The organism is Bartonella sp. OT172YNZD (genome assembly GCF_042193725.1).
Lineage (GTDB): Bacteria > Pseudomonadota > Alphaproteobacteria > Rhizobiales > Rhizobiaceae > Bartonella > Bartonella grahamii_A.
This window is the reverse complement of record NZ_JBHILZ010000002.1, coordinates 84,014-100,253: the sequence shown is the minus strand read 5'-3', so window position 1 is coordinate 100,253 and position 16,240 is coordinate 84,014. Positions and strand designations below refer to the sequence as shown.

The 16,240-nt window shown below is 37.6% G+C and carries 14 protein-coding genes and 1 pseudogene; 6 read left to right on the top strand and 9 right to left on the bottom strand.

All coding sequences use genetic code 11. The features are described 5' to 3' along the window. Positions 1-371: 371 nt before the first annotated feature. From cysS to pssA, 5 genes and pseudogenes are all read left to right on the top strand, one after another. The gene (gene cysS, locus ACFIJS_RS01325; RefSeq protein ID WP_375649123.1) at positions 372-1,880 is read left to right on the top strand and encodes a cysteine--tRNA ligase; all 1,509 of its coding nucleotides are present in this window, start codon (positions 372-374) and stop codon (positions 1,878-1,880) included. A gap of 45 nt (positions 1,881-1,925) precedes the next feature. Beyond that, positions 1,926-2,596: pseudogene (locus ACFIJS_RS01320) on the top strand (DUF421 domain-containing protein). A 114-nt stretch (positions 2,597-2,710) separates the two neighbouring features. Next, the gene (locus tag ACFIJS_RS01315; protein ID WP_375649120.1) at positions 2,711-4,594 is read left to right on the top strand and encodes an ABCB family ABC transporter ATP-binding protein/permease; all 1,884 of its coding nucleotides are present in this window, start codon (positions 2,711-2,713) and stop codon (positions 4,592-4,594) included. Positions 4,595-4,709: 115 nt separating this feature from the next. Beyond that, positions 4,710-5,408, top strand: a complete 699-nt coding sequence (locus tag ACFIJS_RS01310) for a phosphatidylserine decarboxylase (RefSeq protein ID WP_375649118.1) — start codon at positions 4,710-4,712, stop codon at positions 5,406-5,408. An 8-nt stretch (positions 5,409-5,416) separates the two neighbouring features. Continuing rightward, positions 5,417-6,256, top strand: a complete 840-nt coding sequence (gene pssA, locus ACFIJS_RS01305) for a CDP-diacylglycerol--serine O-phosphatidyltransferase (protein WP_375649116.1) — start codon at positions 5,417-5,419, stop codon at positions 6,254-6,256. Positions 6,257-6,327: 71 nt separating this feature from the next. Here pssA and ACFIJS_RS01300 read toward each other — a convergent pair whose 3' ends face one another. The 9 genes from ACFIJS_RS01300 to rpsF form a co-directional block, all read right to left on the bottom strand. Beyond that, on the bottom strand, positions 6,328-7,077 hold the full coding sequence (locus tag ACFIJS_RS01300; protein WP_375649305.1) for an SDR family NAD(P)-dependent oxidoreductase: 750 nt from the start codon (positions 7,075-7,077) through the stop codon (positions 6,328-6,330). A 2-nt stretch (positions 7,078-7,079) separates the two neighbouring features. After that, positions 7,080-8,573, bottom strand: a complete 1,494-nt coding sequence (purF, locus tag ACFIJS_RS01295) for an amidophosphoribosyltransferase (RefSeq protein WP_375622868.1) — start codon at positions 8,571-8,573, stop codon at positions 7,080-7,082. A gap of 75 nt (positions 8,574-8,648) precedes the next feature. Next, positions 8,649-9,230, bottom strand: a complete 582-nt coding sequence (locus ACFIJS_RS01290; RefSeq protein WP_375649114.1) for a CvpA family protein — start codon at positions 9,228-9,230, stop codon at positions 8,649-8,651. Between the two features lie 142 nt (positions 9,231-9,372). After that, the gene (gene radA / locus ACFIJS_RS01285) at positions 9,373-10,749 is read right to left on the bottom strand and encodes a DNA repair protein RadA (protein ID WP_375649111.1); all 1,377 of its coding nucleotides are present in this window, start codon (positions 10,747-10,749) and stop codon (positions 9,373-9,375) included. Positions 10,750-10,755: 6 nt separating this feature from the next. After that, the gene (locus ACFIJS_RS01280; protein ID WP_375649109.1) at positions 10,756-12,246 is read right to left on the bottom strand and encodes a replicative DNA helicase; all 1,491 of its coding nucleotides are present in this window, start codon (positions 12,244-12,246) and stop codon (positions 10,756-10,758) included. 612 nt (positions 12,247-12,858) lie between these two features. After that, a complete protein-coding gene (gene rplI / locus ACFIJS_RS01275) occupies positions 12,859-13,455 on the bottom strand; it encodes a 50S ribosomal protein L9 (RefSeq protein ID WP_375649106.1) in 597 nt (198 codons plus the stop codon). Positions 13,456-13,480: 25 nt separating this feature from the next. After that, the gene (locus ACFIJS_RS01270; RefSeq protein ID WP_375649104.1) at positions 13,481-14,461 is read right to left on the bottom strand and encodes a hypothetical protein; all 981 of its coding nucleotides are present in this window, start codon (positions 14,459-14,461) and stop codon (positions 13,481-13,483) included. A 151-nt stretch (positions 14,462-14,612) separates the two neighbouring features. Further along, entirely contained in the window at positions 14,613-14,861 is a 249-nt protein-coding gene (rpsR, locus tag ACFIJS_RS01265; protein ID WP_012754957.1) for a 30S ribosomal protein S18, read from the bottom strand. Next, positions 14,861-15,268 carry a 30S ribosomal protein S6 gene (gene rpsF, locus ACFIJS_RS01260; RefSeq protein ID WP_375649102.1) on the bottom strand — a complete coding sequence of 136 codons (408 nt, stop codon included), beginning with the start codon at positions 15,266-15,268 and terminating at the stop codon, positions 14,861-14,863. The genes rpsR and rpsF overlap by 1 nt, the downstream gene beginning before the upstream one ends. Positions 15,269-15,592: 324 nt before the next feature. Here rpsF and ACFIJS_RS01255 point away from each other — a divergent pair, with 324 nt between their 5' ends. After that, the gene (locus ACFIJS_RS01255) at positions 15,593-16,180 is read left to right on the top strand and encodes an undecaprenyl-diphosphatase (protein ID WP_375649099.1); all 588 of its coding nucleotides are present in this window, start codon (positions 15,593-15,595) and stop codon (positions 16,178-16,180) included. Positions 16,181-16,240 lie beyond the last annotated feature (60 nt).

Here is a 16,240-nt window from a genome sequence, read left to right as displayed (position 1 = left end):
GAGGCAGTAAGGAACCCATTGTGGAATATTGAAAATACTGATGAAGCTTTGTGTGGTTAAAAATTTAAAATTTTCTTCCTGCAAGCTATCTATTTTTCGCATAGATTTATATTGTATTGCCTATAAAATTTTTTCTAAGCTCGTTTTCTTTAAGGAGGGAAAGCATCTCTAATGCATAGAATGCCTTTGTTCAATCAAATAAAATAGATTGTTTTTATGATAAATGATGGATACAGCCTCAATACAATGGGAAAATGGTACGGAGAATTTACTATAAGATAAAATTTTTTAGCTTAAACCGCGTAATACGATAATTTGAGATAAGATACATCTAAAAGGAGTGGTGCATAATACCGTCCATGGAGTCAATAATGAAAGAGTTGCGATTTTATAATACGTTGACACGTAAAAAAGAAAATTTTACACCAATAGATGCGACAAGAGTACGTCTTTATGTTTGTGGCCCGACAGTTTATGATTATGCGCATATAGGAAATGCACGCCCTGTCATTGTTTTTGATATTTTATTTCGTTTATTACGTCATGTTTATGGCAATGAGCATGTTCTATATGCGCGTAATATTACAGATGTTGATGATAAAATTAATGCACGAGCAGCTTGCGAATATCCAAACTTGTCACTGAATGACGCTATTCGTCAATTAACAGAACGTACATATTTCCAGTTTCAACAAGATACAATAGCACTTGGTTGTCTATTACCAACCAGCCAGCCGCGCGCCACCGAGCATTTAGAGGAGATGCGTTCTTTAATTGAAAGATTGCTTGAAAAGGGGCATGCTTATAAAGCGGAAAATCATATATTGTTTTCTGTAAGTAGCATAAAAAATCCTCCCCATTATGGAGCATTTGCAAATCGTTCTTTAGATGAAATGAGGGCGGGAACGCGTATTGATGTTGCTACTTATAAAAAGGAGGAGATGGATTTTGTTTTATGGAAGCCTTCTGTGGAAGGGGAGCCAGGTTGGGAATCGCCGGCCGGAATTCCTGTTTTAGGTCGTCCAGGTTGGCATATTGAATGTTCTGCGATGTCAATGGCAAAGTTATTAGCGCCCTATGGCGGTGGTTTAACCTGTGATGATCCGACCGCGAATGTTTTTGATATCCATGGTGGTGGACTTGATTTAATTTTTCCTCATCATGAAAATGAGATTGCACAAAGTTGTTCCGCTTTTGGGACGGAGCGAATGGCGAATTTTTGGATGCATAATGGTTTTTTACAAGTTGAAGGTAAAAAGATGTCGAAAAGCTTTGGCAATTTCATAACTATTCGTTCTGTTTTAGAGAATAATTTTTTGGAGTTTAATGGTATTTTAACCGATGAAATGAAGCAAAATTGGGTTGGTTTGTCTGCACGTTTTTCGATATTGCAAACGCATTATCGTGAACCATTAAATTGGACAGCGCAGCGTTTAATACAATCGAGCGGCGAACTGTATCGTTGGTATGAATTGCTTCGCAGCAAAAAAAGTGAGATGGAAAATAATGAAGCAATTGATGATACTTTGATAGATGCACTCAGTGATGATCTTAATACTCCAAAAGCACTGACTCTTTTGCGAAAGTTTTATAAAGAAGGGAATGCTTTGGCTCTTGCTAATGGGATGAATTTATTAGGACTGTTACGACAAGAATGGATTAAAGAAATAGACTGTCCATTATTTATAAAAAAAAATTTTCTTGATTCAAAATTTATTGATCAACGCATTGCTGAAAGACTACAACTTATCCATAATAAAGAGTGGGAAGCAGCGGATACAATTCGTGATGAGCTTGCAGCCGAGGGGGTTCTTTTAAAAGATAGTAAGGACCCGCAGAATGGTAAGCGCATAACGGTGTGGGAAATAAAACGGTTCTAATTTTCCTATTCCAGCAGCTTACATAAATAAAGGGAGGAAAGTTTGATGGAATTTTTATATCATTATGGATATATCACGCTTAAGCTAGCTGTAGGTCTTGTTGCCTTCTTATTTATTTTAAGGACGACGGGGCGGGGGAGTCTGAGTCAGATGACACCAGTTGATTTGGTCAGTAATTTTGTCATGGGAGGTATTATTGGAGGAGTTATTTATAATCAGAATATTAGTAGCATTCAATTATTGCTTGTTTTACTCATCTGGCAAACCTTGATTACATCTTTTAATTTTTTTGCACGCTATTCAGTTTTTTTTCGTCGTCTTATTGCAGGGCGGAATGTCACATTAGTTTTAGATGGGGTTTTCCAAATGGATAAGATTAAGAACTTAGGGATCAATGTTAATGATCTCATTACGATGTTACGTCTTAAAGGGTGTCACTTACATGAAGCTGCTTTTGTTCGTTTGGAAACCAATGGTGATTGCACTGTCACTAAAAAGGAAGAGGGGAAGAAATCGACGATTTTAATAGAAAATGGTGAAGTTATTGATGATGGACTTAAAGAGATTGTAAAACAAAAAAGTGGCTTCATGCAGAATTGAAAAAAAAACATGTAAAAGTTGAAAATTTATTTGCAGCAGAGTGGTATGAAAACACAGATCAAAATAATAAATTGTATAGTGGATTATTTCTTGTTCCTTTTTCAAAAACAGTCTAACTTTAAACAACGATTAAGTATAGCTTATTGAAAGCGTAATGAAGAGATGAACCTATAGACAACCACAGGGGGTATTTTGCCTTTTTGTGTGGATGATAGAGAAGTAAGGACTTTATGAAACGCAATGAAATGACAAAAACTGTATCATCAGATACAGGGAAAACTCTGCACACACTTTACAATTTATGGCCCTATATGTGGCCAGTAGGTCGGCGTGATCTAAAAATGCGTGTGCTATGGGCAATATTTTATCTTGTTTTGGCTAAGCTCGTTCTTATATCTGTACCGTATTTCTTTAAATATTCTACGAATATGCTTGATTCAAGCTTTCAGCTACCTGAATGGTTCTCACCCAGCTGGATTATTCCCATCATGCTCGTTTTGGCATACAATGTCGCACGTATTATGCAGGCTGGATTAAATCAATTACGCGATTCCCTTTTTGCCACTGTTGGTCAATACGCTGTTCGTCAATTAGCTTATAAAACCTTTGTACATATGCATGAGTTATCCTTGCGATTTCATTTGGAACGACGAACTGGTGGGCTTTCTCGTGTGATTGAGCGTGGTACAAAAGGAATTGAAACGATCGTAAGATTTTCAATTCTTAATACAGTACCGACAGTTTTAGAATTTATATTAACGGCACTTGTATTTTACATAAGTTATGGGTGGCATTATCTTTTCATCGTTGTTGTAACGGTTGGATTATATATCTTGTTTACCATTAAGGCGAGTGATTGGCGCATTCGTATTCGGCAACAAATGAATACGGCAGATACTGAGGCCAATACGCGTGCTGTTGATTCTCTTTTGAATTTTGAAACGGTGAAATATTTTGGTAATGAAACTCTAGAAGCCGATCGATTTGATGCTTCTATGGTAGGTTATGAAAAAGCCGCAACAAAGATTTGGACATCGTTAAGCTGGCTTAATTTTGGTCAGGCCCTTATCTTTGGTATTGGAATGACGATCATGATGCTGATGTCAGCTTATGAAGTTTTTTATAGGACACAAACTTTGGGAGATTTTGTTTTTATTAATGCTCTTTTAATGCAACTTTCCATTCCGCTGAATTTTATTGGTTCAATTTATCGTGATATTCGACAAGGTTTAACGGATATTGAAGCAATGTTTGATCTTTTAGATGTTCAGCAGGAGATCGTTGATAAATCGGATGCTAAACCGTTAAAGATAAGTGATGGGACCATTCGTTTTCATCAGGTAAAGTTTTCCTATGATTCGACACGTCAGATTCTCAGAGATATTGATTTTGAAGTTCCTGGAGGAAAAACAGTCGCCATTGTCGGTCCATCGGGTGCAGGTAAATCCACTATTTCTCGATTGCTTTTTCGGTTTTATGATGTTGATGCGGGCTCTATCACAATTGACGGGCAGGATATTCGTGATGTAACACAAAAGAGTTTGCGTGAAGCGATTGGCATGGTTCCACAAGATACGGTGTTATTTAATGATACAATTGCCTATAATATTTGCTATGGGCGTCCAAGTGCTACAGATGAAGAGATGCGTAAAGCTGCTGAAATGGCACAAATATCAAAATTTATTGAAATTTTACCGGAAGGTTTTCAGTCTATGGTAGGAGAGCGAGGTCTCAAATTATCAGGTGGAGAGAAACAACGTGTGGCTATTGCACGGACACTTTTAAAAGCCCCCCCACTTCTTATTCTAGATGAAGCAACAGCGGCTCTTGATACGGCGACGGAACAGGAAATTCAACAAGCATTGGATATTGTAAGCCGTGGACGTACAACATTAATTATTGCTCATCGTCTTTCTACTGTTATTAACGCTGATGAAATTTTGGTTCTTAAAAGTGGTCGTATTATTGAAAATGGGGCGCATACAGAGCTGTTACGCAAGAAAGGTTTATATGCTTCAATGTGGAATAAGCAGCTTGAAGCATCGAAAGCTGAAGAAAAATTACGTAAAATGCGTGAAGAAGATGAGATGAGTGTTGTTAATCGTAAAAAATAAATAGGGCAAAATGTTCTATATCTTTATATGGAGTGATTGATTAAATACATAAAAAGACACAAGGGGAACAAAAAGATTTGTTGCTTGTTTAAGTTTACGATGAATAGGAAATTATATGAGTATTCTGCAATCTTTTCATAATAGCTTTGTACCGGTTCATAAAGAAGGTTATCCTTTTATTGTAGCGTTTTTTGTTATTTCGCTCATTCTTAGTTGGATATGGAGCCCGTTGTTTTGGTTTGGTCTCGTTCTCACAGTGTGGTGTATATACTTTTTCCGTGATCCAGATCGTGTGATCCCTTTGAATTCAGATTGGGTTATGTCGCCTGCAGATGGGCGTATTTCATTTGTAGAATCATGTGTTCCACCTGAAGAATTAGGATTAGGGAAAGATGAAATGATCCGTATTTCCATTTTTATGGATATTTTTTCATGCCATATTAATCGTATTCCTATCAGTGGTACAGTAGAGTCTATCGTTTATCATCCAGGTCGATTTACCAATGCTGAGTTTGATAAAGCTAGCCAGTTTAATGAGCGTAATGGGGTGGTAATTGATAGCAAACATGGTAAAATTGGTATGGTACAAATAGCGGGAATGGTTGCACGCAGGATTGTTTGTTGGTCAAAAGAAAACGATGCCGTTATGACTGGTGAGCGATTTGGATTGATTCGTTTTGGTTCTCGCCTTGATATTTATATACCAACCGAAATGAAAGTGCGTGTTGCAGTTGGACAGACAGCAATTGCTGGAGAAACAGTTTTGGGTTCTTTTGATGATAAGAGTGCTACAACGGACTTCAGATACGATTAGGACTCACAATGAAAAATTTTTCGCCATTTTCTTCATTCAATCCTGAGGGGCAGCATGATGATGTCGCAAGTCGGCGGCGTTCACCTACATCAATGCGGTATGTCATTCCCAATATCATTACTATTTTAGCAATTTGCGCAGGGATGAGCAGCATTCGTTTGGCTTTTGAACATCGCTATGAAGCTGCTATTTTAATGGTGCTTTTGGCCGCAGTTTTAGATGGTGCTGATGGTCGCATTGCCCGTTTAATAGATGGTAGTTCATCTTTTGGGGCACAGATGGATTCTCTTGCTGATGTTATAAATTTTGGTGTTACCCCTGCACTTATTGTTTATTCCTTTATCTTGAATCAAGCAAATCACATTGGTTGGGTTGCAGCCCTTGTTTATTGTGTTGCTTGTTGTTTGCGATTAGCACGTTTTAATGTGATGTTGGATAACAACAATATACCTACGTGGCAGAAAAGTTATTTTGTTGGTGTTCCAGCACCAGCAGGAGCATTATTACTTTTATTGCCTACCTATTTAGGCGCTCTTGGTTTGGTCCCCAATTGGGGGTGGGCATTATTTTTTAGTCTTTATACTGTAATTATAGCTTTTCTTTTGATTAGTCGTTTACCAGTATGGAATGCAAAAACAATTGATCAAAATTTAAGGCGCGATATCGTTATACCGTGCATGTTGGTCATTGTTATTTATGTAGGTTTTCTTGCGACGTACACATGGAAAACTTTATTGATTACAGCTGTTAGCTATATGATTTTTCTCCCCTGTAGTTTTATTGCTTATAATAAACGTATTACTTTAGAAGAGAAAAAGGCTGAGGCTAAAGCTATCCAAGAATCATAAAGCGGCTTCATTCTTCTGTTGAGAAGCACAGGAAAAAGAGAGAGTCAAACGATTTACTTCTTAGATGATGATCAATCAGGTACATGATAATCTACAAACCGATTTTTATGGACATTAAAGAGTTTTCCAGTTTCCTTTAAATCAGGTGATAACAAATGTACTATCTTTTTTGCAACCTCTTGTGGTGAAGGAAGAGTTTGTGGATCTTCACCGGGCATAGCTTCAGCGCGCATGGCAGTACGTGTGGCACCAGGGTTGACACAATTAATCTTAATAGGGGTTTGTTTGAGTTCTTCTGCCCAACAGCGGGCAATCACCTCTAAAGCCGCTTTAGAGGCTGCATAAGCTCCCCAGAAAGGGCGCGTAGCGTGCGCAACGCTTGAGGATAACAGAATGGCTCGTCCAGCATCAGATTCACGTAATAAAGGCTCAACTGCTTTCATTAAACGCCATTGACTGAAAAGATTTATTTGAAAAACATCTTCAAATACCGTGTTTTCTATATGCGCTATTGGTGAGAGTGTTCCGAGGATTCCTGCGTTTGCAACGATAATATCAAGTTTTTTCCAGCGTTTGGCAATTGAAAGAACTAGAGTATCGATGTTTTCCATATGATGCAAGTCAAAAGGAACAAGGGTTGCATGAGCCCCTTTTTCTTGGATTTGATTATCTAATTCAGTAAGTCCACTGACTGTTCGTGCAAGAGCAATAATATGAGCGCCGCGTGCAGCAAGCTCAAGTGCCAAATAATAGCCAATTCCTCTTGATGCGCCAGTAACAAGTGCAACACGCCCACGGAGACTAAAGTTACGTTTTGTCATCATTAATCTCTTGTTTTAAGAACAGATAATTGATGAATTTTGGAGAGATTTTCTTGATCAACCAGATGCGTAGGATAATATCCAGTAAAATAATGATCAGTAAATTGTGGATCGGCGTTATTCCGTTTTTCCCCTGCTACAGCAAGATATAATCCATCCGTTGAAAGAAATTCTAATGAATCCGCTCCAATAAAATCACACATAGATTTTAAATCCGGGTATTGATTTGCTAAAAGGCTTTCAACTTTAGGTGTATCAATACCATAAAAGTCAGGATAGAAAATCATAGGGCTAGAAATACGCATATGAACTTCTTTTGCTCCTGCATCACGCAGCATTCGCACAATTTTAAGGGATGTTGTTCCACGTACAATAGAGTCATCAACAAGAATAACACGTTTTCCTTCAATCACAGGACGGTTTGCAGAATGTTTTAACTTAACACCAAAAGCACGAATTTGTTGTGTTGGTTCGATAAAAGTACGGCCAACATAGTGATTACGAATAATACCAAGCTCGAAGGGAATTCCAATTTCTTGTGCATAGCCAATTGCGGCAGGGGTTCCTCCATCAGGAACAGGAACCACAACATCGCCCTCACAAGGGGCTTCCTGTGCTAAACGGATCCCCATATTTTTGCGTGTTGTATAGACACTACGCCCTCCAACGATTGAGTCCGGACGAGCAAAGTAAACATATTCAAACAAGCAAAGTTTTTCTGGTTTTGCATTTTTTGGTTTTATAATTTTTTTAGTAATTTCCCCATTTTTTTGTATTTCACATATGATGATTTCTCCATTTTTAACATCACGGACATATTTTGCTCCAATAATATCAAGAGCACAAGTTTCAGAACAAAAGATAGGCTTACCATCAAGTTCTCCCATCACCAGGGGTCTAATTCCTGTTGGATCGCGTGCAGCAATAAGTTTTGTACGCGTGAGCGCTAACATAGCATACCCACCTTCTACTTTTCGAATTGCATCAACAAAACGATCAGAGGACGATTCATAACGTGAGCGGGCAATAAGATGAAGAAAAACTTCTGAATCTGATGTTGATTGGCAGATAGCTCCAGAAGCGATGAGTTCACGGCGTAATGTAAGACCATTGGTAAGATTACCATTATGAGCAATAGCAATGCCTCCAGCTTTCAATTCAGCAAAAAGGGGTTGAACATTGCGTAATGCTACCTCTCCAGTTGTTGAATAACGGGTATGTCCAATAGCGCGATTTCCTGGTAAGCGTGCAAGTGTTGTAGGATTTGTATAATGATCACCAACAAGACCTAAATGCTTTTCTTGATGAAACATTTTATTATGGTAGGAAACAATACCAGCTGCTTCTTGTCCACGATGCTGAAGTGCGTGGAGTCCAAGAGCTGTTAATGTTGCTGCATCTTCATGCCCAAGAATACCAAAAACTCCACATTCTTCATGAAGGGTATCATCATCTAATGAAAATTCTTGACAGAAAACATCGCTTTTTATCATCATATTCTTTCAGTTGTGATATGGAGAAATCATTAATATCACATTTTACATCATTTAGTTCTTTTTCCTCATGAAAAACTATTCTCTATTTTTGAAAATTATCTTTTCATGAGAGTGTTGCTTATACGTATGTTTATTGCTGTCTTTAAACAAATTTTCCGCTTTTTCGAGAACAGATCCAATATCTTTTGGGAGTATTTCCCAAACTTTTTGTCCCAGTGAATCTAAAATAGGCCTTGTTTTTGCATTTTTTAACCAATTCGCTTGAAGTTCGGGTTTAATCAGTGCATTAATCAGCAATATACCGATGACCATGATAAGTAAACCGCGAAGTGCTCCAAAAATAAAACCAATAGCACGGTCAAGGATACCAATTCGACTATCAATAATAAAATCAGAGATCTTCATTGTAATAATTGAAGTAATAATGAGAACAATAATAAAAATTGTGACCAATGTTGTGATCAATGCAATCATTTTATTAGAGAGATATTGTTCAAAGAAAGGTAAGACAGGCTTGGATAAAAACAGTGTCGTAACAGCTGCAACTGCCCAAGAAATCAACGATAACACTTCACGTGAAAATCCTCGAAGCATAGCAAGAAAAGCGGACAACAGGATGATTACTACGACAATTCCATCAAGGATTGTTATGATCATTTGTTTGTTCCTTATACATAAAGTTGTGTTCTTTTAAGTCTGTGTGCAAATATATTTTTTGTTATGCCATTTTTTGTTCTTATAGCAAGAATCTTTTGTATTTTATAGAGTTTTTTCTATATTATCATATCTGTGGTGCAGATCATTTTTTACTTGCGGTAAGAGTAGAAATGAGTTCGGGAAGGTCGGAGAAGGTTTTTTGTTGAAAATTGAGCGACTTCATCATTTCAGTTGTTGTTGTGGGATGAAATGCTCCTTGAAAGCCGAGTTTTTTTGCTTCATTGATGCGCTGTGCTGAATGTGCAACAGCGCGGGTAGCTCCTGAAAGACTAACTTCACCAAAATATACATAATCCGTTGGCAATGCGATATTGGTAAGAGAGGATACCAAAGCAGCGGCTACAGCTAAATCAGCAGCGGGTTCTGATATGCGATATCCACCTGCCACGTTCAGATAGACATCATGCTGTCCAAAACGAATGCCACAATGGGCTTCTAAAACGGCAAGAATCATAGAAAGACGATTTCCATCCCATCCGACAACCGCACGTCTTGGTGTCCCAAGGGAAGAAGGAGCAACAAGTGCTTGAATTTCTACGAGTATCGGGCGTGTCCCTTCCATTCCTGCAAAAACAGCAGCGCCTGGTGCTTTTTTATTACGTTCCCCTAAAAATAATTCGGATGGATTTATCACTTCGCGTAATCCTTTATCCGACATTTCAAAGACACCAATTTCATCTGTTGGTCCGAAGCGATTTTTTACAGTTCTAAGAATGCGATAATGATGTCCTCTTTCACCCTCAAAATAGAGCACGCCATCAACCATATGTTCAACAACTCGAGGACCAGCAATTTGCCCATCTTTTGTAACATGACCAACAAGAACAACGGCGGCTCCTGTTTTCTTGGCAAAGCGGATCATTGCTTGAGCACCGATACGTACCTGTGTGACAGTGCCTGGTGATGAATCTGCTGTATCTGACCATAGGGTTTGAATCGAATCGATAATCACCATATCAAGGTTTTTATGTTCGCTTAAGGTTGCCAGAATATCTTCAACATTGGTTTCAGCAGCAAGTTTCACTTCTGTATTGTTAGCTTCAAGCCTTTGTGCGCGCAGACAAATTTGCGCAATAGCCTCTTCACCTGAAACATAGATGATATTATATCCTTTGCGTGATAAAGCAGCAGCTGTTTGTGTCAGCAATGTTGATTTACCAATACCTGGATCACCACCAACAAGGAGTGCCGATCCACAGACAAAGCCCCCACCGGTAACACGATCAAGTTCAGCAATACCAGAATGAATACGTGGAGCATCTTCGATATTTCCAGAAAGAGATGTGAGTGTGACGATGCGTCCTTTACGAGCACTCTGTTTAGGACCACTTCCTATGCCGCCATTTATAGTTTCTTCGATAAGGGAATTCCATTCTCCACAAGCACTACATTTTCCCGCCCAACGAGAATGGACAGTTCCACAATTTTGACAGATAAATTGAATACGACTACGCACCATGTTAATTTAACCAATTTGCTCTGGAAGATAATTGCTATCAGCCAGATCACTGAATCGTGTGAAATCGGATTGAAAGGCAAGTGGCACGATTCCTGTCGGCCCATGGCGCTGTTTTGCAATAATAACATCAGCTTTTCCAAAAGCTTTGTCCATTGTTTCTTGCCATTTTGTATGTTCCAAGCTACCTAACTTTGGTTCTTCATTTTTGAGATAATATTCTTCGCGATAGACAAACAGAACGATGTCGGCATCTTGCTCAATTGAACCAGATTCACGTAAATCTGAGAGTTGTGGACGTTTATCTGTTCTGTTTTCTACTTGACGTGAAAGTTGAGAGAGAGCGATAATAGGAATATTCAATTCTTTCGCTAATGCTTTTAATCCTGTGGTAATTTCTGTGATCTCTTGAACACGATTTTCTAATGAACGCTTTGAACTGCTTGTCATGAGTTGGATATAGTCAATGAATAAGATATCTAAACCATGTTGTCGTTTGAGACGCCGCGCACGAGCAGCTAATTGCGTAATTGATATTCCCCCAGTTTGATCAATATAAAGTGGTGCCTTTTGTAGTTGGTTCACTGCACGAATAATTTTTGAAAATTGTTCATCTGAAATATTACCACGCCGAATATCAGAAGAAGAGACTTCTGTTTGTTCAGAAATAATACGTGTCGCAAGCTGTTCTGAGGACATTTCAAGTGAGAAGAATCCTACAATACCGCCTTCATTTTCTTGGATATTGGCATTACGATTATAAGCATTAGCAATATTAAAGGCAATATTGGTAGCCAGTGAGGTTTTACCCATACCAGGGCGTCCCGCAAGGATAATTAAGTCAGATGCTTGTAATCCTCCCATTTTTTCATCAAGTGTTTTAATATGGGTGGCTATCCCTGATAATTGTGAAGAGCGCTTTTTCGCAGCACTTGCCATATCGATAGCTTTTTTGATAGCCTCATTAAAATTTTCAAATCCACCTCCATATTTCCCTTTTTCTGCTAGCTCAAATAACTGATTTTCAACAGTTTCAATTTGTTGGGTAGGTGTGAGCTCTACAGGAGCATCAAAGGCTGTATTGACAACTTGAGTTCCAAGGTTAATCAAAGATCGGCGGATAAAAAGATCGTAAATGACGCGTCCATAATCTTCAGCGTTAATAATAGTGACTGCCTCTGTGGCTAAACGAACAACATATTGGTATACAGTAATATCTCCAATTTTGTCTTCCATTTGGATATAGGGCTTGATTGTAACTGGATCTACACGTTTTCCTGTTTTAATAAGGTGAGATAAAACATGATAAATTTTTTGATGCAATGGTTCAAAAAAATGTTCTGGTTTTAGAAAATCTGAAACGCGGTCAAGAGAATCATTGTTGATAAAGATAGCACCAAGCAATGCCTGTTCAGCTTCAATATTATACGGAAGTTGCCGAAAAGAAGGAGAATCTTCTTTTTTTGAAGAGCTGACATTAACAACGTTAGTTTCTTCCATAATATTTTTCCACTAAAATTCCAAGTCTAGCTACTTTGGGCGATAAATTGAAAATCGTATAATTAAAAGAATAGAGCTACAAATCTTCATTTTAGGTTAAAATTATATAATTTTTCAAAACTCTCTTTTCGTCGCTCATTTATCATTTGTGTATTATTTATATAACATCTATCTATTTTATTTTATAATATCTATTTTATTTTATAATATGTGATTTTAAAGTAGAAGTTTTGGTACTCTAAATTTAAGTCTTTTGAAGTTATGTGACCTTAAAATTCCAATATCTGTGTAAGTAGAATTACTTTTTTATAACTGAAATTATTTCAGATCATGCGAGGATATAATCAACGTACCGCTCATACACACCTTGCCCTTAAGGGTAGAACTTTAAATTATTTTTGCTTTCTCTGCTGGAAAACAAAAGACATTTCCTCTTAGTGATATTATCATGCTCGGCATGTAATGCCTTTAAATAATACACTTCTAATTCTTTCATAAAAGTTAGGTTTTTTATGTATGATAGCCATAAAATACTCAATTTTAAAGTGTGAGTATTTTATGAGAAATACTTAAAATGGATAAAAAATAACAAACAGAAAGCAAAAATAGCAATTAAGCTTCTTGATGAGAGCTGCTTATATCGTTGTCATTAATTTCTTCTGCCAATAATTCTTCCTGACTTTCTTCTAAAAATTCTTCTTGAATATTATATATTTCTTTAGCCGAAGTGAGAGTTTCACCTTCTGCTTGGCGTTGTGCTTCACTGGTAGAACGCGCAACGTTAATAATCACAGAAATTTGAACCTCGGGATGTAAGCTAAGAGTGATAGTGTGAAGACCGATCATCTTTATTGGATGGTTAAGTTCGATTTGATTTCTCCCAATAGAAAAGCCTTCATCTGTTATGATTTCAGCAATATCACGTGTTGACACAGAACCATAAAGTTGTCCTGTTTCACCAGCAGAACGAACAACAATGAATGATTGGCCATCAAGTTTTTCAGCAATTTTTTGCGCTTCACTTTTGCGTTCAAGATTTCGTGCTTCAAGTTGTGCACGTTGTATCTCAAAATGTTTTTTATTAGCTTCATTTGCGCGTAAAGCTTTACCTTGAGGCAAGAGAAAATTACGTGCATAACCATCTTTAACTGAGACAATATCACCCATCTGACCAAGACGAGGAATGCGCTCCAGTAGAATAATATCCATAGTTTTTCCTTTCGAACAAATAAATTTAGTGTAGTTTTTTGCGTGATTGAAAGTTGTATTGAATAGCGGCCCAAATTCCCATCAAAAGCATCATGAAAGAAATAGGTGGAGCAAAAACGACTGTTAAAATAGCAATATAAACAAGAGAAAGTATAATAATCCGACCGTTTACCCCTTTTGTAATATTGTGAAGATATGCTAGACCGCTAATTAATATGATAACAGTGTATGCAGTACTAAAGACACGGGTACTCAAGTTAAGAGAAGCGCTCAACTCAACCATTGATGCTATGCAAACAATAATGAAAATAACAATTCCAGAAATTGGAAGGCGGAGAGTTTGGCTCCAATCATCACGGGGTCTTTTCAGCCATTTCATATATTGTGCTGCTATCATCGAAAAATAAAGGTTACCAATGAGAAAAACCAAACTATAAATAGTCAAAGAAACAGCAGTCAAAGTTGCTGTATGCGTCATTAAAAGCTCACTAAAAGCGCGTATATCGACTTCTTTTATTGACTGTGATTGTTGCAGAGTTTGTGCTATGTTTTCGGTGATTTTTTTTGCAATGACGGGTGTGGAAGGACGGGTTTGAATATAGAGCCCAATGAAAGTTGCTATAAGAGCGATAAAATTAGTTAAATGAAAAATAACCGATGATAATGGATACCACATCAGTTCATTTTCTTTTTGCGCTGGTCGTGCAAGGCCAAGAAGCCAAGAAGCATAGACAGCAGGAAGGAAAAATAAGAACATAAAGCCAAGAGCAATATAAGTATTAGTGGTTATGATAAGAACAACAGTGGCACTTATAAGGGCGATGAGACTGGCTAGTGTTCCTTGACCGAACGCAACAATAAAAATTGGCAATGAAAGAAAGCAGCCAAGAAGAAGAGAAAAAGAGGGTGCGATATTTGCAACACTGATGATTGCCATTCCTATCACAACAGCAAATAATCCTGCCAAAATACCGGTTAATATCTCATAGGTACGATTTTTTCTCATTTATTGCTGTCCTGCTTTCTGCAGTTAGGGGCGTATCAATACCCCAACTTTGATATTTAATAGCCTAACATAGGATACAACAAGCTGTTTTTTAAAACCATATAAGAAAAGCAACTAGAGAAACTCTCCAGTTGCATAGCATATTGATCTTTTACTTTATAACGTACGGAAGTAAGCCTAAAAAGCGAGCACGTTTGATAGCATTAGCTAATTCACGCTGTTTTTTCTGACTAACAGCAGTAATCCGTGAAGGAACAATTTTTCCACGTTCAGAAATATAACGTTGTAACAACTTGATGTCTTTGTAATCAATTTTTGGAGCATTGGTTCCTGAAAAAGGACACGTTTTACGACGACGATGAAAGGGGCGACGTGCAGAGTTTTGATTAGTATCAGTCATTATTCTACTCCTTCTATAGCATTTTCACGTTGACGACGTGGAAAACGAGGACGCTCTTCATCGTGTCCAATGTGACTATTGCGATCAAGGTGTGAGAGCATAGCAGATTTTTCTTTTTCGTGTTTTTCTACGCGAATGGTCATATAACGCAAAATATCTTCATTAATGCGCATCTGACGCTCCACTTCAGCAATTACTGAAGCTGGTGCATCAATATTAACCAAGACATAATAAGCTTTACGGTTTTTACGAATACGGTAAGCAAGAGGACGAAGTCCCCAATTTTCTATACGCCCAACTTTTCCACCATGTGCTTCAATGACACTTTTGTAGAGACTCAAAAGTTCATCAACTTGCTGCGGTGCAATATCTTGTCGGGCAAGGAACATATGTTCATAAAGAGCCATTGTTTTGCCTTTCTTCAATTAAATCTCACCGGTTTTAGCGCAAAGCCTCTGCGACTTGTCTTTTTTGGAAATCCAAAGAAGAAAGGACGCGTTTACGATTCGAGACATCCGAGAGCGGAGACACGGGAGACCGGAAACATTGTATTTCCTACTGATATTTTACAGCCCTCCGTTCAACCTCCAGCTAAAGCGCCGGCAACGAACATTTCATATCTACAGGTTATCTTTTAAAATAGCAAGTTTATGCACATAAAAAAATTGATTTTTTAAATTTTGATATATTTCTCTCTTCTAAAAATAGTACTGTAACATAAGGAGAGAAAAATGGACTTTTTAAACCAGATTGATGTTACACTCTTTGAAATGTTTGTTGGCAATCATCAAGCTTGGTCGATTGTAATTTTGTTTAGTATTTTTTGTGCAAAGTTTTTAATTTATATTATTCCTTTCCATCTTTGTGCGTTGTGGTTTTGTGGTGGGGAGAGGGAACGATGTGTCGTGCTGAGCATTTGCATGAGTATTTGTACGGCTCTTTTCATAGGTTATCTCATTTCTCTTTTTTATTTTCATCCTCGCCCATTCGTGGTAGGGTTGACGACACCGCTTATTCAACATCGTGCAACAGCTTCTTTTCCTAGTAATCATGCCTTGACCATTGCATCTTATGCAGCTAACTTTTATTTTTATCGATATAAAGTTGCTTTTAAATTTGCCACGGTTTTTTTGTGCTTGATCGGTTGGGCGCGCATCTTTGTGGGTGTACATTATCCCTTTGATATTTTAGCAGGTGCAATTTTAGGAAGTCTCATAAGTTTGGGTGTTATTCAGTTTATAGCACCCTATTTTCCTAAGTTTTTATATCAAATTCCGCCCTTAAAATATAATTTTAAGAGTGGTATTCGTTTTAAATAAAGGGCTTTATCTTGATTTGTGCGGATGAATAAGGTCAAAAGAAAATAATTTAATTGTACA